General features: G+C 55.1%; 14 protein-coding genes. 8 read left to right on the top strand and 6 right to left on the bottom strand.

Going from position 1 to position 22,075, the window contains the following annotated elements; translation table 11 throughout:
* Positions 1 to 277 precede the first annotated feature (277 nt).
* The 3 genes from E2484_RS07080 to E2484_RS07070 are packed head-to-tail and all read left to right on the top strand — an operon-like array spanning position 278 to position 6,050.
* Positions 278 to 3,493 carry a tubulin-like doman-containing protein gene (locus E2484_RS07080; protein ID WP_137284514.1) on the top strand — a complete coding sequence of 1,072 codons (3,216 nt, stop codon included), beginning with the start codon at positions 278 to 280 and terminating at the stop codon, positions 3,491 to 3,493.
* Positions 3,490 to 4,953, top strand: coding sequence for a hypothetical protein (locus E2484_RS07075; protein WP_137284513.1), 1,464 nt, complete (start codon positions 3,490 to 3,492; stop codon positions 4,951 to 4,953). The genes E2484_RS07080 and E2484_RS07075 overlap by 4 nt, the downstream gene beginning before the upstream one ends.
* A gap of 5 nt (positions 4,954 to 4,958) precedes the next feature.
* Entirely contained in the window at positions 4,959 to 6,050 is a 1,092-nt protein-coding gene (locus tag E2484_RS07070) for a hypothetical protein (protein WP_137284512.1), read from the top strand.
* Between the two features lie 986 nt (positions 6,051 to 7,036).
* On the opposite strand, the gene E2484_RS07060 is transcribed toward E2484_RS07070, so the two are convergent.
* Positions 7,037 to 9,595, bottom strand: a complete 2,559-nt coding sequence (locus E2484_RS07060) for a PGF-pre-PGF domain-containing protein (RefSeq protein ID WP_137284510.1) — start codon at positions 9,593 to 9,595, stop codon at positions 7,037 to 7,039.
* 165 nt (positions 9,596 to 9,760) lie between these two features.
* Here E2484_RS07060 and E2484_RS07055 point away from each other — a divergent pair, with 165 nt between their 5' ends.
* Entirely contained in the window at positions 9,761 to 10,828 is a 1,068-nt protein-coding gene (locus tag E2484_RS07055) for a hypothetical protein (protein ID WP_137284509.1), read from the top strand.
* A gap of 72 nt (positions 10,829 to 10,900) precedes the next feature.
* Here E2484_RS07055 and E2484_RS26275 read toward each other — a convergent pair whose 3' ends face one another.
* Positions 10,901 to 11,056: a DUF7563 family protein gene (locus E2484_RS26275; RefSeq protein WP_449272301.1), complete on the bottom strand. Its 156-nt coding sequence runs from the start codon at positions 11,054 to 11,056 to the stop codon at positions 10,901 to 10,903.
* 298 nt (positions 11,057 to 11,354) lie between these two features.
* On the opposite strand from E2484_RS26275, the gene E2484_RS26270 reads away from it, so the two are divergent.
* Entirely contained in the window at positions 11,355 to 11,489 is a 135-nt protein-coding gene (locus tag E2484_RS26270; protein ID WP_449272300.1) for a DUF7503 family protein, read from the top strand.
* Here the strand turns inward: E2484_RS26270 and E2484_RS07050 are convergent, their stop codons facing one another.
* Together E2484_RS07050 and E2484_RS07045 are read right to left on the bottom strand one after the other, a co-directional pair.
* The gene (locus tag E2484_RS07050; RefSeq protein ID WP_321112030.1) at positions 11,490 to 13,616 is read right to left on the bottom strand and encodes a CHAT domain-containing protein; all 2,127 of its coding nucleotides are present in this window, start codon (positions 13,614 to 13,616) and stop codon (positions 11,490 to 11,492) included.
* A gap of 85 nt (positions 13,617 to 13,701) precedes the next feature.
* Positions 13,702 to 14,412 carry a DUF7504 family protein gene (locus E2484_RS07045; protein WP_137284508.1) on the bottom strand — a complete coding sequence of 237 codons (711 nt, stop codon included), beginning with the start codon at positions 14,410 to 14,412 and terminating at the stop codon, positions 13,702 to 13,704.
* 219 nt (positions 14,413 to 14,631) lie between these two features.
* On the opposite strand from E2484_RS07045, the gene E2484_RS07040 reads away from it, so the two are divergent.
* Positions 14,632 to 15,276 (top strand): helix-turn-helix domain-containing protein, encoded by a 645-nt coding sequence (locus tag E2484_RS07040; RefSeq protein ID WP_137284507.1) that lies wholly within the window; start codon positions 14,632 to 14,634, stop codon positions 15,274 to 15,276.
* Positions 15,277 to 15,624: 348 nt separating this feature from the next.
* Positions 15,625 to 16,962: an MFS transporter gene (locus E2484_RS07035; protein WP_137284506.1), complete on the top strand. Its 1,338-nt coding sequence runs from the start codon at positions 15,625 to 15,627 to the stop codon at positions 16,960 to 16,962.
* 48 nt (positions 16,963 to 17,010) lie between these two features.
* Here the strand turns inward: E2484_RS07035 and glmS are convergent, their stop codons facing one another.
* Positions 17,011 to 18,801 carry a glutamine--fructose-6-phosphate transaminase (isomerizing) gene (gene glmS / locus E2484_RS07030; protein ID WP_137284505.1) on the bottom strand — a complete coding sequence of 597 codons (1,791 nt, stop codon included), beginning with the start codon at positions 18,799 to 18,801 and terminating at the stop codon, positions 17,011 to 17,013.
* 41 nt (positions 18,802 to 18,842) lie between these two features.
* Positions 18,843 to 20,045, bottom strand: a complete 1,203-nt coding sequence (locus tag E2484_RS07025; protein WP_137284504.1) for a sugar phosphate nucleotidyltransferase — start codon at positions 20,043 to 20,045, stop codon at positions 18,843 to 18,845.
* Positions 20,046 to 20,316: 271 nt separating this feature from the next.
* On the opposite strand from E2484_RS07025, the gene E2484_RS07020 reads away from it, so the two are divergent.
* A complete protein-coding gene (locus tag E2484_RS07020; protein WP_321112027.1) occupies positions 20,317 to 22,068 on the top strand; it encodes a hypothetical protein in 1,752 nt (583 codons plus the stop codon).
* The last annotated feature ends 7 nt before the right edge of the window (positions 22,069 to 22,075 follow it).

Here is a 22,075-nt window from a genome sequence, read left to right as displayed (position 1 = left end):
GTCTTCCCGTTTCGAGGTAATACAAATAAAGGTTAGCTAAATGCGCTAACCTCTTCGATTTCTCGAGTTTCTTACTCATCAAATGGAGACACTTTATATATTATATCATATATTTCACTACTTTATCTGGGACCCAGAGTGGGCATATTTATCCGGATGTGCGGGAACCCGATAATTCGACTGTATCTTAGAATACAAAATTTTGATGGTATTACAAAATCACTTTTATCCAAAGTTTTAAGATAGTACTGTGTACTTTCCGAGATAGAGACAAGTAATGAATCTGCCCGAACGAATCTTCGCCATCGGCGGTGCAGGAAAGGAAATCTCTCTAACACTGTTGGAATCAGACTGGGTGTTAGAGGAGATGCTCAAACCACAGCCAAACCCCCACTCTACAGTTGTCACCATTATTGACACTGCAGAAGGCGAAGAAAACGAGGACCGGCGACGAATCCAGCAAATCCGTGAAACCATCGCCGAACGTAAAGAAGAGCTACGTGATGTAGACAAAGGTCGGACCGGAGAGGTCAGTGTAGAGTACAAACTAGTTACAGAAGACATCCAGCTCAGTGGCAGTATCGACCTCCTCGGTGATCGTGCTGTCCCACGAATCACCGCCGGAAACGGAATGCGAGAAGAGAACTGGTGGCTGGACGAACAACACATCAACGAAAACCTCGACTTTGCAAAAGGGGTAGTCCGGAAGCGCGGCCTCGGCAAAGCAATCTACTACAAAGCCTATGCCGAGGACGACCAGATGTCGACCTATATCGATCTGCCAGACAAAGGCAAAGTCGCCGTTTTAGCCGGTCTTGGCGGTGGAACTGGGTCAGGCATCCTCATCGATTTGGCTCGCCACCTCCAGGAGAAACAGCGGACTGCCGAAATCACCCTGTTCGGGATCCTCCCGAATCATACAGAAGGAATGAAGGAGAACACGAACGCATATGCTGCACTCTCTGAACTCGAATATCTGAGTCTGACCGACGCTAATGTGTTCAAAGACCGGATTCTCCTGCCGATCGACCCCACAAGTTTCGACGGGAAGACAGGGAATCGAATTCAAACCGACCAGTTCCTCCAGGAACTCGATGAAGCAGTCATCTACCTCCTTGCTTCCTATTACAATACTCAGAATCTCGAAGATCCCTTTGCAAGCAGCCCAAAATACGCTCCTTTCACGATCGGCATCCCGCAGGTACTCCGGTATAACGTTGAAGCGATCAACAACGCACGGGAATCACTCCGGGAAATCCTGAATACAAAACAGGAAGCACTCCAAGCCGAGGAGGAAATTTATTCGGAGGTCGAACGCTTCCTCGTTCGGGAGTACACAGATGAGGTTGACCAGAGTCTCCGTGACCTTGATCACGCAGACTTGACTGAGCGACTCGAACACGTCGAGGACCTCCTTGCCTTCGACCTCTTCAACGAACTAGAGTACGAATCACTCTCGATATTCAGCGACATCATCAGTGATGCGAAGAACGAAAGGGATGATATCGAGGAACAACTCGAGATAATCGCAGGGTCACTTCGAGCAGTCGATACCACTGGCCAGGGGACGAACAGCTTCGTTGATGACATCGACGAGCGATTAGCTGAGATTCTTGAACAGGACTTACGGCTAATTGCTCACCGTAAGGACCTTCTTGCCCAGATCAAGGCTATCGATGATAGTCGTGTGCGGGATTCAATCGAGTATCTCATCGGTTCCCAGGATGGAAACGTCAATCCTGGAGTGAAACTCCAGCGCCTTGATGCTCAACTCGAAGAACTTACCGAGAAAAAGGACCGTCTTGAAGCGGAGCTTGAGGATACAATCGAGGAGCTTGAGGCTCAACGGGATGCTCAAGCTGAGGAGATTAACCACGATGTGTCGAATTGGATGCGGTCTATCCGCGACGAACTAGAGCAACTACAGACACTCCAACAACAGTCCGTTGAGTCTGACCTCACGTCGCTCCAGACGGCTCTCGATACCTTCACGGCGGAAGTGACGAACGCAGAGACAGAGGATGCTGTTGATCAGGTCCAGTCTCGTCCTGTTGCGGATGTTCTCGATACAATCGAGCAGCAACTTGAGCAAATCGGGATCGACTTCCAAGAGGACCGACGCGATATCGAGGCATCCCTGGGTGAGCTGAAACAAGCACGGAGTGCGTTCATCCGGATGAACAAAGAGGAGAGTACGGTCGAGAAGCTTGCCCCGTGGCAGAGCTCCACTGAGGAAGATCGAGAGCAGGCGCACAAGGACTACCGGATGCAGAAGAGCAAGCTCGATGACCGTGGTGTCTTCAGCGTGGGGGCTGCGAGCAGCACCTTCACTGTCGACATCGGGTACAATGAGCAGACGGTTCTCACGGAGGTCGCTAATCAGAAAGCAGACCTCGAAGATGCCATTGTTGATGAACTTCACAGTCGACTCGACGAACCTGATCAAGATGACCTGCGTGCACTCCGTTCAGAACTCGGTCGTAATCCGACGGAGGATGACCTGAAGGAAATTACTCGACAGGCCTTCCGCCAGGAGGCAAGCGGTACTGCCGAGATTGAAACCCGGAAGGAGAAATTAGAGTCTGATCTTCAGGAGACCAAGACCAAAGCATCACTCTACGAGGCAACAGTCGACGTCTTCCAGAATCTGAATAATCGACGAGATGTCTATATGGACAAGCGCGCAGCGTTCCATCGCCAGCGCGATGAATACGGAAGTGAGTCCACGACGCAGTCGGTTTCGACTGAGACTGATGAGTATGTGTACGTCAAGACTGTCCAGCCGACAGATGTCTTCCGTGCGACAGGAGATGCCGATATTGCTGAGAGTGACATCTTCAAGAGTCAACAGGAGAATCAGCGTGTCCGGGCAAACCTCGAGGAACTCGCACGGAACGCACGTAACCAGCAATACACTGGTCTCCGGAAGCGGAAGTTCAGTAAAGGCCGGTCACGATACGACGATTTGAAGGTCAGAGTCGCAGCACTGAGCCGTGCTGTTGGCGAACTTGACGCAGATGCCTTAGACTTCGAGGAGACATTCAGTAGTGCATTCGATCTCGGTGGGAGCGGGAAGCGAGTTGATAGCCCGTACACCAGCTGGCAGGCTTCGATTGGTGATAGCTGGGATATCGGTCTCAGTGTCTTCATTGATGGCATCTTCCTCGACAATCTACGGAAAGTCGTCCAAGCAAACGGGTATCACGATGGATATCGTGAGCGAGCATCCAAGCTCGGTGATGATATTCCCGTCCATCACAGCTTCGGGCTTGACCAAGGGTTCTACGTTCGCCGGAAAGAACTTCTCAACCTAGAATCACCAGATGACATTGAGCTCTTCCTCCAGAATGATAGCGAGGCAATCACGGAGGAAATCCTCAACAAGTACGTTCAAGTCGTCAAAACGAACCCGGAAGGGAGTGGTCCTGACTCGGATACGACTGGGGATGTTGATGCTCACCACCTTGACCAAGCTGGGGGTGAGTATGAATGATTCACCAGGTCAATCAATATCTTCAAGACAACAACGAGAAGGTCAAACTATTCGGGTATTTCATCGTGATGCTAGCCCTGGCACTTCCTGTTTCGAAGATGCTAGGAGAAGCTTGGCGACAAGCCCATCTGTTCCGCGCGCCGATTCGCCTGCGTCACTTGGTTGGTTTGAGCCTGCAGCAAGTGACGGTTATCCTACTAGGGATTTTTCTCGGGTTGCTTCTCTTGATGACGATCGACCCGAAAAAACGAATTCAGGCAACACTCCTCTGGATCGGGGTTATCGTCGGACTGCTCGGACTCCGCTCGATGGGGTTGTTCTTACCCCAGAACTTCGGCCGGTTTTTCGGCCTCATCTTGGGGAACTTCACGTGGCTAGGTAGTGGACTCCTTATCAGTGCGTTCCTCGGTGGTGGCCGACGGCTGACGAGAGTTCAGACCGCAGAAGCACTGGAGTTCCGTCGAGCGTCAAAAGCAATCTACTACATTATCACGCTCATGGTCGTTGCCGGCTTCCTTGAGTACCACGTTTCCTATCCAGAGTTCTTGCAAATCACTGAGGCCGGGATCTCACTCAAAGCGGTTGAATCGATGTCCGTGAGCGTGGTACAAGAAAGCCTACTCAAGCATGCGGCCGTTTCAGGCGTGTTCCTCGTCACTGTTAAGCAGTTCGTCCAGTACGACGCGCAGAAGGACTTCTTCGTACTTGGACCACGAGCGTCTGGAAAGAGTCTGTTCCTCATAGGCGCGTATCTGGAGGCTCTTGAGCGGTCACGCAATGACGAGAGTAACACGCCGATGAAGCCCAGTGAGGATCTCATGGATCAAGTTGAGGAACTTGACCGGAGTAACTCAGGCTGGACCATCGAAGCAACGGGACGTGGACAGGTCAAGAACCTGGCTTTCCAATATGTCCATGGGTCTGTCTTCCCGACTAACGTGCAACTCTCAAGCGCGGACTACGCAGGCGAGTACTTGTCACGCCTTCCGGATGCGTTAACGGGTCTTATTGATGAAGAAGATACAGATGAGACGCTGTTGCATCTGGCAAATGGCATTACAGCTGCGGATACGTTGTTGCTCCTGTTAGATGCAGAGCGGTTCGTGAACAACGAACCGCTTGAAGTCTCAGAGTACTTCAGTATCCTGCAAGCGATTGATGATAAAGATATCATCCTCGTCGCCACCAAGACGGATCACTTAGCGGAGGACTTCCGGAATGAACGCGGGCTTGAAGCTCATCGCTACTATGATGACTTCAAAGAATACGTCAACGAGCAGCTTCGCCAGAGCAACCAAATCGATAGTTTGGTCCGAGAGACCGCAGGAACGGAAATCCATCCGGTCTACTACCAGACCCACACCAACGAAGCCGATGAACGTGTCCCAATGCGGGATGACCGCGGTTCGGTCATGACCGTCGGATTTGAGCGATTACTTGAGAAACTCGGGAGGTACTAACACCAATGCCAACAATCACCATCTACGATTCCGAAGGTAAGCAGTACAGTCCTGATCAAGCAACTGCTGAGCGGAATGAGCGTATCGAAGAGTTCTTTTTCGCAGGGGTTCGGCTCTCGCTGAATCTCTCCCACGGCGCGGAAATTATCGCGTTCTTCCGAGCACGTGAATCCAAGACCGGTCGGGCAGAACAGTACTACGCTCAGTACCAAATACAAACGTTCGACCGAAGCGCATTAGCCCAGTTCAAAACTGCCATTGAGGAGCGAGCGTCCGAACTAGGACTGGAACTTGATACATCCGGACAAGATGTACAGGTGTTTCGAGAACTTGGCACTGACCCCGGTAGTCCGCCAGGCGATGATTTTGACCGGAAACTCATTGAGCAGTTGCTCCAACAACGACGACGTGTTAAGGTCGGTGTTGGTAGCTATACAAAAGCGTTAGCGCTGCTGAGTAGTCTAAATCTTAGTAATGCCCGTCAAATCGCCATTGCAGATGACGGGCAGAAAGACGTCTTGTCGGATTACAATCTGGTAATCGAACAAGGACCTCATCAAGGAATCCAGCCGATTGGGAAGACAAAGTCGGACTTTGAGGATACCCAAAGTCAGCGTGAAGACCAATACATCAAAGAGAAAATCCAGCATATCAAATCAGAAGCTGTAGACATCCAAAAAAACACCTCAATTAGTGAAGATGAATTGCAGCGTCGATTAGAACAGAAAATCCCCGTCCTCTCGACATCTCGCAGTTCTTCGCATACTTCGTCTCGATCGTCCACCTCATCTACTTCATCCCGACATAGAGGGAACAAGCGAAATGACTCCCTGCTCAACTCAAAAAGCCTTCCCAGACGGGTCTTCGAACGAATCGGTGGCGGAAAGACGCTTGTCCTCTTCATCAGTATCCTGCTCATCATCTGCGGTCTTACTGGCGTACTCTATTTCAGTGGAATCATCGAAACGATTCCTGGCGGAAGTATAATCCCAGGTGTCGGAACACCGGCCGGTAACGATACAACTACGACACCAACTACGACGACCACGTCGCTTCTCCTCTACGCTGCTCTCCGACCGTACAAAGAACGAAACTAGGTTGCTGACGGCTCAAGCAGTGAACTTTCTTCGGCGGTATCTCTCCCAACGTGTAGCTCGCGGCTTGTCAATCGCTGTTTCATCGGAACACTCCACCCCAACGAAGCGAACAGACGACTGACTCAAGCGAGAAGAGTGTGGCAGTGTACTAAGATCAGACTACAGAGAACAACAGAATATCTCGCTTAATCCTGCAAACAGCTATTAGCACAACATTACGAGAGCGAGTTTTCTTTGGGTGAAAGTACGCTGTTTTAGGATACGGAGTAGCAGTATTTTGCAGGAAGAGATAGATACGTGACCGGCTCACGACCACCAGCAGCTACTCTAAAGACACACTAACGGTATCTTAATTTCCTTGTTTGCCTCGTGGAAACGCTACTACAATACAACGCTCTGGCAATCTGGAGCTAGTTTTCCACTAACCGGAGTGAGCAAGAGGTTAGCTTCGTACAGGAGCGTCACAACAAAACCCGAGCAAGTGTTCTACTGGACGTGTAATTCAGTGCCGATCCCCCGCAATCTCAACCCACGCCAAAGTATGTCTATGCAAATTCAGACACGCCCCACGAACAAAATGACCCTCAGCACCCTGTAACAATGGTATCCAAAACAAACCTCAAAGAGATCATCGAAATACTCGGTATCTTCTCTATGTTTGGTCTCAGCGTATTCGTCTATCTTGTCTGGTGGATCGCTTTCAAACACGACGGTGAAGTCTGGCTGCGGGTCAACGTCTTTGGTGAGATGTGGTTCGAGTATCTCCTCTGGATGGTTGTTACACCGTTAATCACACTTGCAATGTACTACTATCTCAAACAAGAAAACCGGTCGAAAGCGAGTGCAGAGTACGATTAATATCTACCTTCACTGAAACATAGGGCTTTCACCTTATAGTCCGTCAAACCGGCTCACAAACGACTACTGTGAACCGCTACTGAGAAGAACAAGACAGTGTCGAGCAAGAACGGAGGCGAGACTTCTAGTTACTTCCCGAGATAGGTGTCGACCTGTTGCTCGACTTCATCTCGGAAGTAGTAGAGGAGGCCTCCTGCACCACCGAGAAGGACGAGGATGGCGATTGCAATACCAACCGCACTACCTCCCTCACCCGACGTACCGTCACCGGGGTCCGTTTCTGTCGTGGTCTCAGTTGTCGTTGTCTCCTCAGGTGTGGTTTCACCTTCTTCGAGGACAGTGAGTGTGCCAGCAGACATATCGTTGACAGTGACCTCGTGGTCACCGGTCTCGCTGGCCTCGTAACTGAATGTCACCGTCTTCGTCTCACCACCTTTGACCGTCACATCCTTCGTCGCAACGACTTCACCGTCAACGGTGAGCTCTGCCGTATAGGTGCCTTCGCCACTACCGTCGTTCGTCAGCTCGGCAGTCACCTCAACCGTCTCGCCGACATTGACTGTCGAACGACCAAGGTCTGCGTTCGAGAGGCTGATTGCGGGTTGCTTTTCACCAATTGCGAACACCGAGAATCCTGGCGTGGTAGCCTTGAACTTGTATTGGCCGCCCTCTTGCTCGACGAACGTGGTTTCGAGTGACTGCCAGGAGCCGTCGTGGTACCGGTAGAGTACAACGTTGTTCGGCGTGCTGTACTCACTCAGTTGCTCCGACGAAAGCCGGAAGTTAACCGTCGCCTGCTTAATGTCGTCATTCGTGATGAGTTCCTTCTCAACCTGCAAGTAGCCCTTCACCGAGACGTCATCGGGATCCGTCGGAACTGTCGACGGCCGTTCCGAGAACGTGTTGATTCCGAGCTTGAAGTGCGAGTTGTCGTTCTGGAGTTCGACGTTCACATTGTCGAAGGTGACGCCACTCACGCGCGTCGCTTGTTCGCTCGGAATATCAACCTGAACGTTTCCGTCTTTTTTGCCGCCCTGAACGTCGGCGACAGCACTTCCATCGGATTGCTGGTTAACCTCAACGATGGTCGATGGAGCAGGCACTCCTCCACCGCCGCCACCGCCGCCGCCACCGCCACCGCCACCGCCGCCGCTGGACTTTGCCTTGACGATGACGTTCGGAGTAGCGGTTTGGTCATTCATTTTGATTTTGTACGTCCCCGGCTTCTTCAATTTGCCAGTCAACGTGACTTCATCCGACTGACCGGCATCGAGCGTAACGTCCTTGATATTCAACTCCTTCCATTTTGCATCGGCAATGTCTGTTCGTTTCGCTTCGATCCAAACCTGCCGTTCAGCGGTTTCGCTGCCAAGATTGGTAACCGTCCCGCTGACTGTAACCGACTGGCCTTCCTTGATTTTCTCCGGTTTAGCCGTCACATCGGAGACGCCGAAATGCGCTTTGTTAAGGAAGAACTGGCCTGTGTTCGTCCGGACCTCTCCGTTTTCGCCGACTGCAATGTGGACCCACTGATATGGCGAGGGCGACCAGTCACTCAGAGTCTCCACCTCAATCTGGCTCTGTTGGCCAGACGCGACAGTGAGTGATGCATTGAGAGTGCCGTTTCCATCACCCTCAATCGGTTCGTTACTTGGCGTCTCTCGATTAGTATTGTCAGCGACGAACTCAAATACTTCTCCAATGCTAGGCGTCGTCCCTGTCGTGCTGTCAACAACCGTCGACCCATCTTCAACACGGCTGACACCCCGGACGTCTTCAACTGTGTGTTCAAGTTTCGTGTTGGCCGCTAACTCCGAGAGGTTTTCCGGGTCACTCGGCACATTCACGTAGAACTGCTGATCTTCTAAGCCAGTCTTTCGGTCATAGACAAGAACGGCATGCTCGACGTTCTCACCGGTTTTCGTCTCGTCAACATTGAAGGTGAGGTTGGATCCACGATATGCCGTCTTCGAGTCTAAAGTAGCGCTAGAAGACTGGTCGTGGACCACTGCGTGTTCGACACCAACAATCGTCGCATCACCAGTTACGGAGATTTCTCCATTTTCAACTTTGAGCCCAGAGGTCTTCTTATTCCCACTTACTGCAAAGAAGACATATTCACCAGACTGGGAAGGACTAAACTCGAATTGTCCATGTCCATTCCCGTCTAGCTTTTTGGTGTTCACGGACGTGAACGTAGCATTCTTATTTACGTTTTCGGTGTTAAGAAGGTTGAGAGCATCCGTAGTAGAGTCAATGCTCGAAATACTTTGGTCTCCGGACGGATCCACTCGAGCTGCGATAAGCGTCACGTCTTCATTACTGAATTGGCCCGACCGGAATGCGGTTTTGCTCGTGAAGTCTATCGTAATATCTTTAGATGAACTGAAAACTCCGAGTTCACGTTTGTTCGCCGGGATATCTTCTCCGTCAACAGAGATATACCACCAAGAGTTGTTGATTTTCGTATCGGCATTCGATGTATCAGTCCGAAGCGTGAGCGCCGATCGCTCCCAGACTGAGACATTGTCTGTCCCTGGAACACTGATTTTTTCATCGTTCGATACGGTATCTGCACCCATTACCGTTGTCGCGGCCATGGGGGAGAGAACTAACAACATAGCCATGGAAATGGCTATAAATTGAGACTCTCCTTTGATTATTTTTCGAAGCATTTGGTATCTCATTGGGCTAATCAAATGCCACCTTCATAATACTTACTCTCTCCTAAGGAGTCTTATGAAGACGCAAAATAGCGATACGTCAAATTAAGTCTGTATGCATATTTTCCCTATTCGTACACTGAGAAAGAGAATTCTTATAATGGTCTTCTCAGTAATAGCATATACTTCATGAGACGTCGATTTATTGCCGTTGCCCTGATTTTGGGACTTGGTCTCAGTAGTGGAGTTCCGACAGCTCTCACTGCCACATACGAACTTAGTGTCCCCGGGAGCGTTGATACACCAACGTATAAAGTAACGTATCAGGACGAAACTCATACTATATCGGCTGTTGGCAAGACTGCACCTGATGAAACTCTCTCTGTTTCGGCGGCAGCACCGAGCGATACAACGTACCAAATATATCTGTATGATAGTAATCGAGATATTCAAGATCAGAAGGGAGCGACTGGTAGCAGTACAGTCAATTTTGACGTATCTGGATATGAACCTGGCTCGTATATGTTAGCATTATATAAAGACGGCGAGTACAAAGATGTTTATCCTGTCGTGGTTCGCGGATATACCGTGACTGTTGATTCGCCGTCACAAGCAACGACCGATTCGGAAATCACGGTCACAGTTACTGCCGAGAAGACTACAAATGTCGAGGATCCTTACGCAGTGAAGGTCGTTCTTGCGAACGATGACCAGAACGTTAAAACAACTGCCACAAAAACTGACTCGCAAACATACCAAGCAACAGTTTCCCTTGAAAAGTTCCAGACGGGCAACGCACGCGTATACGCTGTGGTTCAAGGGAGTGATGATGGAATCAAAGATGGCCGAAAGGAGCTCCTCGGAATCAGTGATTCGTCTTCACTTTCAATCGAAGAACCAAGGACTGAGACAACTACTCAACCAACGACGACCACATCACCATCGTCGTCGAAAGACACCTCAACTACCGAAACCACGGTGACTACAACGGCCAGTTCGCAGAACACGACTACTGCATCGACGATACAATCCACCACTAATACTACTATCTCACAGACTCCGACTTCCAGTGGTACTTCTATGGAAACTTCGACCGTCCCTGGCAGCTCGGAAACAACTGACTCGAACGTGATCACCCCTAAAGAGTCAACATCCACAAAAACTACTCCTACAACAGGAATCCCTGGGTTTGAACTTAGCAGTGGTCTTGTTGCACTCGTTGGCTCACTCTATCTCCTGATTCGTCGAAAGCAGTGAAGTAGGAACTACCACTATACTATTGTAAAGACTTCCTCAAAATCTGCGAATGAAGCGATACTATTGATGCGATCACTGCCGAGGTGATCGGGCTTCTCTCACTTCTGCGCCTTCTCGCACAATATCTTCACAGGACGGACATACCCGTGGCTCTTCAATATCAGAAGGAGTAAATACTCTTACATACTGCTTTGTAACGAATCCACCACAATTCTGGCACTTCGGCATACTCAGTCCAAGACACAACACCATTATATCCTTTATGGCTACTGACTAATTGAGTTGGCTTGTACTCCTAATGTCTGATGAGAGCATTCTCTACTACTGGGGACTAGAGGTCAAAATCCACACTCTCTCCACTGAAGAACTACTCACTTTCCGTGAATCCGGCCCAGATGATAGACGTTATTACTTCTCTTGACAAAATACCTGTTTTCATCCCTAATAACAGTAGTAAAATAACTATATAAAACATCATTAATATACGAAAACTTTCATAAAATACCCCGGTAAAAAGAGAACTGTCATGACAGACAAGACAATCACGGCATACCTCGCAGAGAATCCACGAATGATGGGCGCTCTCTTCACCCTGCTTTTGATTATGACTCAAGCAGGAAACGCAACAGCGGCCAACATGTCGACAGTCAGTGGCCCGTAATTAAATCTCAGAAACAGATAATTGGCTGCTCCACTTCAATTCTCCGTCCACTTTTACTGGGATATCCTCTAATTGTAAGAACTCGTCAAGTTCGCTACGAGATAAATCGAAGGGTTCTATCTCACCAGAACTGAGGAAGAAATTCTCAACTTCGGCAAGATGGGGAATCACCATGCTACCTAGACCCCGTTGATCAGTTGGATAGGTAGATAGATGGACTCGGTAATTATCACCCACTTTCTCGATTTCACACATGTTCGGAGTTCCACTCTCTGCTTGAGCAATGGCAAGTCCACCATCTCCAACGACGATATACTGGCCACCGACAATGCTCTCATCCCGTGCGATATCGAGGGCTGCCTGAAGCGGGAACCCACGGTTCAGCAACCGTGCCATCGCACGACCAATCCGAACTGCGCCACTATTGATGACCTCACTAAGTGTCACGACTCCTCCAATACTCCCTGCCTCAAGTAGATGCATTCCCTGTTTGTAGGACTGACAGGCATTGAGCAAAAATGCATCAACAGCAACTGTCTCAAGTGTTGTTGCATCTAATTTTCCATCAGCGCAGTTGAATCCCTCTTCGTCAATATGGCCAATATAGTGAAGGAAATCCTGTTCCGAAGCTAACGTCTCTCGTAATTCCTCAGTCGTCAAGTCACGCTTGACCGAAACATCGAAGGGTAACTTCGCCCGCTCTCCATAGCTTTCCTCCACAACATCCCGTTCTGCGTGCATTTCCATGTCGTTACAGATCACCGTAATATCGATATCGCCATCAGTGGGTGTTCGATCCAATCGATGCTCGAATGCGTCTGTGGTCGCTTTACTTGCACCAACTGGCGTTCCATCTCCAATCCACGTCTGCTCGAGCGAGTCCGTATTTTCAGGCTGAATATACGAACTGTCCAGAGATTCTGATTGTGATGTACTACGTGTGAACTCTCCAGACTCCGCTCGTAGGAATTCACTCACTGCGCTCGTCTGGACAGTCGATTCAGAAACCGTGTTGGAAACTGGTGTCCGTATGATAGCTAGATCATCTACAACAAACGGTAGGAAATCAATACTGTCAGCTGTGGGTCTTACATGGGTCGTCTGCTTCCACTCTGGAATCTGATCTTCGATGACGTCGAATGGTACCTCAAGATATGCCTCAAGTTGTTCTGGTAAGGATTTGTCGTACAACGTTGAGAAGTCCAGATCGACTACTTGTTCGATTTCTTCCCGTTCATGAAGGTCTACTTGATAGTATCCTTCTGTTCGAGTTATACAATCGAGGAAAAATACTTGCTTTAGTACACGTTCAACATCTGCCTCAAACCCACGAGTCGCTCCTAACGTGTATTCGAAACCGGTCTCAGTGACTATTCGAGGTTCGGAACCGGGCTCTAGTTGTGCACCGAGATAATAGACAAGTGGAGTAACAACGTAGATGGACTCGTAGTCCGGTGGTACTTCAATCCGAACTCCAGTCTCGGGTACTTCTAGACAGTCTGGAATCTGGAGCTCGTCTCCACGTTCGATCGTTGGTGGATGACCTCGCAATGTTGGGTACGAGCGTTCAACGCTGGTCGTTTTCAGTGCAGACCCGAATGTTGAGACGGCAGCCATCATATCTTTAGGGTCCGTTGTGGTTGTGACCGTGGCAGCAGGATGGTCGTGATGAGACCGTGCGCCAACGAACACATCAGTTGGCGTCTCAAATGAGATCTGGGTCTGCGTCGCATTGGCGGAAATAGAAACCTGACTATTTACTCGTAAATAACACTTGATGGGGGCACAAATTTCGAGGCTATAGGTATCCTCGGGAAATTCCTCAGTAGCAAAGTGCTCAGCTTCAGTGAGCATGCGGCCGCTTGCGTCACGTACATAGACGGCAACGACGGTTGGTAGGGTGATTGACTTAGTCGTCACTGAAACGCTAGCGTCAACTGGAAATAGGAATGTATCAGAGTTAATCGGCGTGGGTGACACTCTGGTCGGAGTCGCTAATGAGTATCGGTGGCGTTCGATTGGGTCGATAATATTCAGTCCTGTCTCGTCGGCTGTGGGTTCAAACGAGATTGTCCCTGCGTGGTCACCCCCGATGTTTTGCTGCTCGATGCGATCCTGTTCTTTCATGGTATCCGATTCCAGTCATTGTTAGGGAAAAAAGGTATCGGATGGTTATGGTAACAGATTATATCGATTTACGAGCCAAAATCAGCTATAGAGGGAGCCAATTCGACGAGAGACCACTTTCACAAAGCTCCCAACGCTGTTCAATCTGACCGTCATGTTCGTGGAGTTGGATAACTGCATCAAAGAGCGGTGCAAAAGTTCGGACTGTTTCATTGTTACGGGCAAGTGGTAAGTGAAAATGACTCATCCCGTTTTCTTTTCGGACACGGGAGGCGAGGAGATCGACGAATTTGAAGACCTTGCTGGTACTGTGTTCAGTGAGAACGGGCCGGAGAGAGTCAAAACATAGTCGTAATTCAGCGGGATCAAGTTCGTCAACTTCGTTGTTAAATTCGGTAATCATCTCAGAAACCGTGCTTCCGAGTTTCCCAAGATTGGTAAGGTCGATATAGCTTTGTTCGATCTTGGAGTCAATTTGAGAGTTATCGACTATATTAGTAGCCGCTGCACGAGTATTTGGGGTACTAGAAACAACCTTCAAATTCGAGGCATCAGCGTTTTTTGGAAGGCGAGATTCTACAGTGGGGGACTGATTGTCGGTGACGACGAGAATCCGGCGGCGCGGACCTACTGCTTCGTCTCCGAGCATCCACCGACAAGCTGTTTGATATGCATCAACAGGAAGGTTTCCAACAACAAGAAGTGCGGAACCCCGCTCTTTCAGAAGAGATAATTTTGTTGCAAATTGTTGTTCACGGTCGTCATTTGACCGAATTTGCTCCTCGTACGAACCCATTGTAACTGACAACCATTCGTCTATAAATAAGTATTTTGAATTGTAGGAATGATATTGGAAGATGGCTAACTACCTATAAAATCGACCCTTACGTTCGATGGGTGCGTCGTAGCCCAAATACCCGTTATCGCTTTAAGTCAGAAGATCGAATTCGAACGTCGTCGTTAGGATACGGCCGCGTGGAAATGCCATCCACAGACCAGTCGAACGGGATCGGCCATGGTAGTCATCACAGACATCACAGTCCCAGCAGATCAGTTCGCTCTCGGACGACTCTTCGACGAGTACCCCGAGATCGAGATCGAACTCGAACGCATCGTTCCGCTTCAGACGGGGGTAATTCCGTTGTTCTGGGTCGACCACGACGACCGGGCCGTCGTCGAAGAGACGCTTCGAGCCGACCCGCTCACCGAGAGCGCGAAGTGTCTCACGCAGACCGACGGGCGCTACCTGTTCGAGATTCGATGGAGCCAAGAGATCGATTCGATCATCCAACCGTTGATCGATACCCACGCCGACGTCCTCCGCGCCGAAGGCACCATCGATGCGTGGGAGTTCCGCTTACAGTTCAACGACCGCAATCACCTGACCGACTTTCGAGAACAGTGTCTCGAGAACGACATCCAAATCGAGTTACGTCGCCTCTACAATCCGAACCTCCCCGCCGAGGAATCGACGCTGACAGACGAGCAGTACGACATCATTTCGACGGCCTACACCCACGGCTACTGGAGCGTTCCTCGTGGAGTCACTCTCGGGGAACTAGCGAACCTCACGGGGATTAGTGACAACGCGGCTTCCCAGCGATTGCGACGCGGACTCAACGCCGTCGTCGGCGAGTTCCTCGCGTCCGAGAACGGCTAACCGAAGAGAGGAACAGCGTTTCGGATTGCTCTATCCACGCTCGCCGTCCAGCACGGAGCCCCAAATCGAGAGGATTCGAGGCGGTGAAAGAGTTCATCGAAACGAGCTATCGCGTTACGATTGTTCCGTACCGAAGACGACGTCAACGGAGTTTTCGCCTCGGTAGGTCTACAGGCTGAACAGGGCGAGTGCCTCAGGGCTTGACCCCGAAGCAGTTCACTCTCGAACGGCCGTATTGCTGGACAGCGTCTGGATTCGTGACCGAGCCTGAGCCCCAAACTGCGTCGAGCGTACCCCTTGAGGACCAACGGTTAAGTCGTCGCCGGGAATAGAGTACGCGTCTGGACGATGCTCTCTGAGGGGGACGGACGACAGCGAGCGTTCGCGGTTCTCATCAGCGGTGTCCACGGCATGGACCACCTGCTCAAGCGCCTCTTTCCGCCGCTGATTCCGATTTGGGTGGTCGCGTTCGGCTACCCGCTCTGGAAGCTCGGGCTGTTGATGGGGGTGCGGACCTTCGGCTCTGCGGTCGGGCAGGCACCGATGGGCGTGCTCTCGGACCGGTACGACAGACGGTACCTCCTGCCGCTCGGGTTCGCTATCACCGGGCTTGGAGTCGTCACGTTCGCTCTCGCACCCGGCTTCACCGGCGGGACGGAGGTGCTGACGGTTGCAGGCGTCACCCTCGACGAGCAGTTTCTCGTCCTGTTCGCGGCGATGTTCGCGGTCGGCGTCGGTTCGAGCACGGTGCACCCGACCGGCTATCCGCTCATCTCCGCGAACGTCGACGCGTCGACAAAGGGAACCGTGCTCGGGATGTGGGGCAGCGCCTCGAAGTTCGGCGACGGCCTCGCCCCCGCACTGGTCGGCGGCCTGCTGGTCGTGGTCGCTTGGGACCGCATCCTCCTCGGTTTCGGCGCTCTCGGGGTCGCCTACGCCGTCCTTCTCTTCGTCGCGCTCGGTTCGTTCGAGACCCGACCTGCAGGGCGACGGGACGACACGGACGAGGGCGTCAACGGCCTCCGGGCACTCTGGGAGCACGACCGCCGACTGTACGTCTACCCGCTGCTCGCCGTGTTCGTGTACTTCGCCGTCCAGATCACGGCCGCCACCGGCGTGACGGTGTTCCTGCCGGAGTTCCTGACGAGCGTCTACGGCTACTCGTTCACGGCACTCGGCGTCGAACTGACCCCGGAATCGACCGCGAGCTTCTACTACTCCGCGCTGCTGATCGTCGCCGGCGTCGGACAGCTCGGCACGGGCCGACTAGTCGACGCGTCCGACAGCCGCAAGGTGCTCGTGGGGTATCTAGTGGTCGCCGCGAGCGTACTCGGCGTGCTCGCGGTCGGCACGTTCTCGCCGACAGGCCTCCTGGTCGTGCTGGTGCTGCTCGGCGTGAGTCTCTACGGGATGAACCCCGCCCGCGACTCGCTCGTCAGCGACATCGCGCCTCCGGAACTGGAGGGGCGAGCGTTCGGCTACGTCTGGACCGGAGCGCTGCTCGCGAGTTCCGCGTCGCCGGCGATCGTCGGGTATCTAGCCGATCTCACCGGCCTCCGGACCGTCTTCCTCGCCCTCGCGGGCCTCGTACTGCTCTCGGCGATACCCATCGTGCTGTTGCTCAGCGACAGCGTCTACGTGGTCGGTGGGGAAACCGCCGACGCCGAGAAGCCGACTGGAGACTGAGAGACGAACGAAAGTACGTACAGTTACAGAAGTCCAATATTCGATTCGTCACTCCACGGTGACGCTCTTGGCCAGATTCCGTGGCTTGTCGATAGACCGCCCGAGCTTCTTCGCAATATAATAAGCGACCAACTGCAACTGGACGTTTGCCAACACGGGAGCCACGCGAGCGTGCGTCTCGGGGATTTCCAGGACCACGTCGGCGTACCGTCCGACGTCCGACGCCCCATCGGTCACGGCCACCACTGGCGCGTCCCGCGCTTCGACCTCCTTGACGTTCCCGACGGTCTTCGTCGCTTTCTCTCCGCTCCCCGTTGCGACCGCGAAGACGGGCGTCTCGGCGGTCACGAGCGCCAGCGGGCCGTGCTTGAGTTCGCCCGCCGGGAACCCCTCGGCGTGCTCGTACGAAATCTCCTTCAACTTCAGCGCCCCCTCCAGCGCGACCGGATGGTGGTGCCCTCTGCCGACGAAGAAGTAGGCCTCGCTATCGACGTACTCCTCGGCGACCCGCTCGGCCCGCGAGGAATCCAGAATCTTCTGGACCTGGCCCGGCAGGTCGCGCAACGCCTCGACCACTTCGCGGGCGTCGCCGCGCTCGGCCACCGCGGCCGAGAGCAGATTGCAGGCGACGACCTGCGAGGAGAAGGTCTTGGTCGCCGCGACGCCTATCTCCGGCCCCGCACGAATCGTCAGCGTCCGGTCGCACTCGCGGGCCGCGGTCGAACCGACCACGTTGGTCATCGCTAGCGTTTCGACGCCGCGGTGCTGGGCCTCGCGGAGCGCAGACAGGGTGTCTGCGGTCTCGCCGCTCTGGGTGATACCCACCACCAACGTGTCGTCGGTGACCGGGGCGGGCGACGTGGCGTACTCGCTTGCGAGGAACGCCTGGGCGGGCACGCCCGCCTCCCGCAGGGTCTGAGCACCGAAGAGCGCGGCGTGGTACGAGGTGCCGCAGGCGACGAACTGGACCGAACCGGGATTCAGGCCCTCCAGCGCCTCGACTGCGACCGACCCCGTACGTTCGTCCACGCGACCGCGGAGACACTTCCGGAGCGCGCGCGGTTGCTCGTGGATCTCCTTGAGCATGTAGTGGTCGTAACCGCTCTTGGCGGTCTCCTCGGCGTCCCACTCGACGCGGGAGACCGACTTGTCGATTAGGCCGCCATCGGCGTCGGTGACGGTCCACGACCCCGTCTCCAGTCGGGCGAACTCGTCGTCCTCCAGATACACCACGCGGTCGGTGTAGTCGAGGAACGCGGGCACGTCGCTGGCGAGGTAGGCCGCGTCGTCGCCGACGCCGACGACCAGCGGCGAGTCGTGTCGGGTGGCGAGGATAGCCGCCGAGTCCTCGGCGACCGCGGCCAGCGCGTAACTGCCCTCCAGTCGCGTGACCGCCGCGCGGAAGGCCTCCTCGAAGGTCGCGCCGTCGGCGAGTTCCTCCTCTACGAGGTGCGGGACGACCTCGGTGTCGGTGTCGCTGTCAAACTCGTGGCCGCGATCGGTCAGTTCCGCCCGGAGGTCGGCGTAGTTCTCCACGATGCCGTTGTGGACGACCGCGACGCCGCCCGAGCAGTCGGTGTGCGGGTGGGCGTTGGCGTCGCTCGGCGGGCCGTGGGTGCTCCAGCGGGTGTGGCCGATGCCGACCGGCCCGCCGAGGTCGCCGTCGACCGCCTGCTGGAGGCGGTGTATCTCGCCCTCGCGCTTGCAGACCGAGAGGGTGCCGTTCGAGAGCGCGACTCCCGCCGAGTCGTAGCCCCGGTATTCGAGCCCTTCGAGGCCCGACAGGAGAACGTCGAGCGTCTCGTCGCTCCGGCCCGAACAGCCGATGATACCACACATCAGCCGGCCACCTCGGTTTCGTCAGCAGATGTCACAGTCACTCACCGGAACACGTCGGCGTGTTCGCTTATATTTTCGGAAACGGTGGTCCCCGTTCGAAGGTGGGCGCTCGGTCCGACCAGCGTCCCGGGTGCGAAACTCACGTCGCCCTCGGCGCGTACGCGGTCGGCAAGTAGCGCGCCGAGTCGCTGGCCCTCGAAGACGGTGTCGCCCACGCGCACGTCGCCCGGCCCGCCGGGGACCGTCGCAGTCGCGCCGAGCGAGACGCCCTGCCCGGTCACGCAGTCGAGCAGGGTCGAGTTCGGGCCGACGCGGGTGTCGGTATCCAGTACTGACCGGGAGACGACCGCGTTCGCGCCGACGGTGGCGTTCCGGCCGAGTGCGGTGTAGGGACCGACGACTGCGCCGGGCCGGACCTCGGTGTCCGGGCCGACCACGACCGGGCCTTGGAGGGTGGCGTCGTCGTGGACCGTCGCGCTGTCGGCGACCCAGATCGACTCCTCGCGCTCGGGTTCGGTGACCCGGCCGTGGAGCAGGAGGTCACGGGACACGTCGAGCAGGTCCCACGGGTAGGTGGCGTCCTCCCAGAGTTCCTCGGTGACGACGCCGCGGACCGTCGCCTCGCGGTCGATGAGTCGAACCAGCGTGTCGGTCAGCGCGAGTTCGCCATGAACGCGCGGGGTCTCCTCGATGGCCTCGAAGATGGACGGGGCGAAGGCGTACACTCCGGCGTTGAGCAGGCGATACTCGTCGGTCTCGGGCTTCTCGATCAGTTCGACCACGTGGTCGTCGTCCATCACGACCGCGCCGTAGTGGGACACGTCGGCCTGTTCGGTGACCGCGAGGGTCGCGCTCCCGTCGGTCTCCTCGAAGGCGTCGAGTACGTCGGCGACCATCTGGCGCTCGATGACCTGGTCGCCGTTGACCACGAGGAAGCCGTCCTCGTCGTCGACGGCCTCGCGGGCCTGCAAGAGCGCGTGGCCGCTCCCCAACTGCTTGTCCTGCGCGACGTAGTTGACGGGGACGTTCCGGTAGGTCGGGCCGAAGTGGTCCTGCACGCGGTCGCGCTTGTAGCCGACGACGACGTGGAGGCGCTCGACGCCCGCGCCGATGAGCGCGTCGAAGACGTGTTCGAGAATCGGCCGGTCGGCGGCCGGGAGCATCGGTTTCGGACGATTTCGAGTCAGCGGTCGCAGGCGTGTCCCTTCGCCTGCGGCCAGCACGACGGCGGCGCGAACTGTCATAGGTAAAGCATCGGTCAGCGGGCGTATCAACTTTCGGCTTGTCGCGGGGACTCGCCGGACGGACTCCCACGGACGGCCGAGTCGAAACTGCAATCGGGTCAGCGATGATTGAACCGATTTCAGGCTTCATCTGAACGTTTTCAGGATATGCATGTAATACCTCACGTTGAAAATAACAAATTCAAATAGACTTCAATGATGCCATATGTCGGATGGAAATCCTGACAGTAACGAGCGTAACACCGACGACCGAGGCGTGACGCGTCGCCGAATGCTCCAAACGGTCGGAGTGGGTATCGGAGGATTGGCGGTCAGCGGTTTCGCCGGTGAGGTCGCGACCGCGAAGACGGGATGCGCGCGCGGGCCCTTCGAGCGGACGTACGAGCCGGGCACAGTCAACGTCGGTCAGATTCGCGCCGGACAGGCCCGCGAGGACGCCCCGAGTCCGAGCATCGACCCCGCGAGTCCGCGGAGCGGCGCGGCCGACGGCGAGGGCGAACAGCCGCCGCGACTGGCTGCCCAGGAGTCGAACGTCGGCGAGGAGGGACCGCTGACGATTCGCACCGAGTACGACGGGGTGAACTCGCTGGAGACCCGCGGCGGCGTGCCCTCGGACTCGCAGGTCGCGGCGGGCAACGGCCAGCTCGTCCACGCGCTCAACCGGAACGTCGCCATTTACAACAAGCAGTCGGGGCGCCGCGAGCAGTTCTTCCGGCTCGAAAGCCTCTGGGAGCCGGTCATCGAGGAACCGGAGGGCGGATTCGTCTTCGGAACGCCGTTCGTCTTCGACCCGAGGGCGCGCTATGACCGGAACGCCGACCGGTTCGTCCTCTGTGCGACCCAGTTCCAGTTCGGGCTGACGACCGACGGCGAGCGGATCGACCGGGAGGACCTGGAGGAGGCCGCCCGGGAGGACGGCGAACTCGACACGTCGGACATCTCGCGGCCGCCGAAGGGCTGGTTCCTCGTCGCGGTGTCGGCCACCAGCAATCCCAACGGCGAGTGGTACGTCTACCGGGTCCCGCCCGAGGACGCGAGCGGCGTCGACAACGAGGGTCTCGTGGACTATCCGACGCTGGGCTTCGACCGGGACGCGGTCTACATGACCCAGAACTTCTTCGGCACCACCAAGTTCGAGGTGACGATGGTGACGATGGACAAGGCGGCGATGTACGCGGGCGAGACCGTCACCGCCTACCACTTCGACCGGATGAACGACCCCGACTCCGACGGGATCACGTTCACCGTTCATCCGGGCCAACAGCCCTTCTCGGGCGGGAGCGACGGGACGTTCTACCTCGCGAACAGCGACTTCCCGGTTCCGTTCCCCGGACCGGCTGAGACCCTCACTCTCTGGGAACTCACCGACCCGGTGGACGAACCGACGCTGGAGTGTTTCACGCTCGACGTCGACCCGTACGTCTATCCGTCGCCCGCGCGCCAACCGGAAACCGACTCCCTCGTCGACACGCTCGGGACGCGCCTGATGAACGTCGACTTCAACGACGGGTCGGTGTGGGCCGCCCACTCGACGGCGGTCGATTGGAACGGCGACGGCCGACCCGTGGCGGCCATCCGGTGGTACGAGATTGACGCCCGCAGCCGGTCGGTCGTCCAGAGCGGCACCTACGGCGAACCCGGAACTTCGTACTTCATGCCGACGGTCGGCTCTGGCGGCGACGCGACGGTCATCGCGCACAACGTGAGCGGTCCCGACACCTTCCCGCGGATGGACGTCGCCGGTCGGACCGCGGACTTCACGCCGGGCCGGCTCGAAGACGGCATCGTGGTCGAGTCGGGCGAGTCCAAATACAACGCGCTCTCGGGTCCCGTCGAGCGCTGGGGCGACTACAACGGCGTCTCGGTCGACCCCGCGTCCGGCCGATTCTGGACCGTGAGCCAGTACTCACCCGACATCGACATCCCCGTCGAAGAGGACGAACGCGACCCCTACTTCACGCGCATCGCCGAGGTCTACTTCGAGGAAGCCACCGGGGGCGGCAACGGGCAAAGCGACAGTTAATCGCACA

It is taken from the genome of Halorussus salinisoli, from assembly GCA_005239435.1.
GTDB lineage: Archaea > Halobacteriota > Halobacteria > Halobacteriales > Haladaptataceae > Halorussus > Halorussus salinisoli.
The sequence above is the reverse complement of the archived record's forward strand: the minus strand, read 5'-3'. Positions and strand labels throughout refer to the sequence as shown.

Coding starts and splice junctions, on each gene's coding strand:
- E2484_RS07080 (WP_137284514.1), top strand. CDS start 278: ATGAATCTGCCCGAACGAATCTTCGCCATCGGCGGTGCAGGAAAGGAA.
- E2484_RS07075 (WP_137284513.1), top strand. CDS start 3,490: ATGATTCACCAGGTCAATCAATATCTTCAAGACAACAACGAGAAGGTC.
- E2484_RS07070 (WP_137284512.1), top strand. CDS start 4,959: ATGCCAACAATCACCATCTACGATTCCGAAGGTAAGCAGTACAGTCCT.
- E2484_RS07060 (WP_137284510.1), bottom strand. CDS start 9,595: ATGAGATACCAAATGCTTCGAAAAATAATCAAAGGAGAGTCTCAATTT.
- E2484_RS07055 (WP_137284509.1), top strand. CDS start 9,761: ATGAGACGTCGATTTATTGCCGTTGCCCTGATTTTGGGACTTGGTCTC.
- E2484_RS26275 (WP_449272301.1), bottom strand. CDS start 11,056: ATGCCGAAGTGCCAGAATTGTGGTGGATTCGTTACAAAGCAGTATGTA.
- E2484_RS26270 (WP_449272300.1), top strand. CDS start 11,355: ATGACAGACAAGACAATCACGGCATACCTCGCAGAGAATCCACGAATG.
- E2484_RS07050 (WP_321112030.1), bottom strand. CDS start 13,616: ATGAAAGAACAGGATCGCATCGAGCAGCAAAACATCGGGGGTGACCAC.
- E2484_RS07045 (WP_137284508.1), bottom strand. CDS start 14,412: ATGGGTTCGTACGAGGAGCAAATTCGGTCAAATGACGACCGTGAACAA.
- E2484_RS07040 (WP_137284507.1), top strand. CDS start 14,632: ATGGTAGTCATCACAGACATCACAGTCCCAGCAGATCAGTTCGCTCTC.
- E2484_RS07035 (WP_137284506.1), top strand. CDS start 15,625: ATGCTCTCTGAGGGGGACGGACGACAGCGAGCGTTCGCGGTTCTCATC.
- glmS (WP_137284505.1), bottom strand. CDS start 18,801: ATGTGTGGTATCATCGGCTGTTCGGGCCGGAGCGACGAGACGCTCGAC.
- E2484_RS07025 (WP_137284504.1), bottom strand. CDS start 20,045: ATGACAGTTCGCGCCGCCGTCGTGCTGGCCGCAGGCGAAGGGACACGC.
- E2484_RS07020 (WP_321112027.1), top strand. CDS start 20,317: ATGCTCCAAACGGTCGGAGTGGGTATCGGAGGATTGGCGGTCAGCGGT.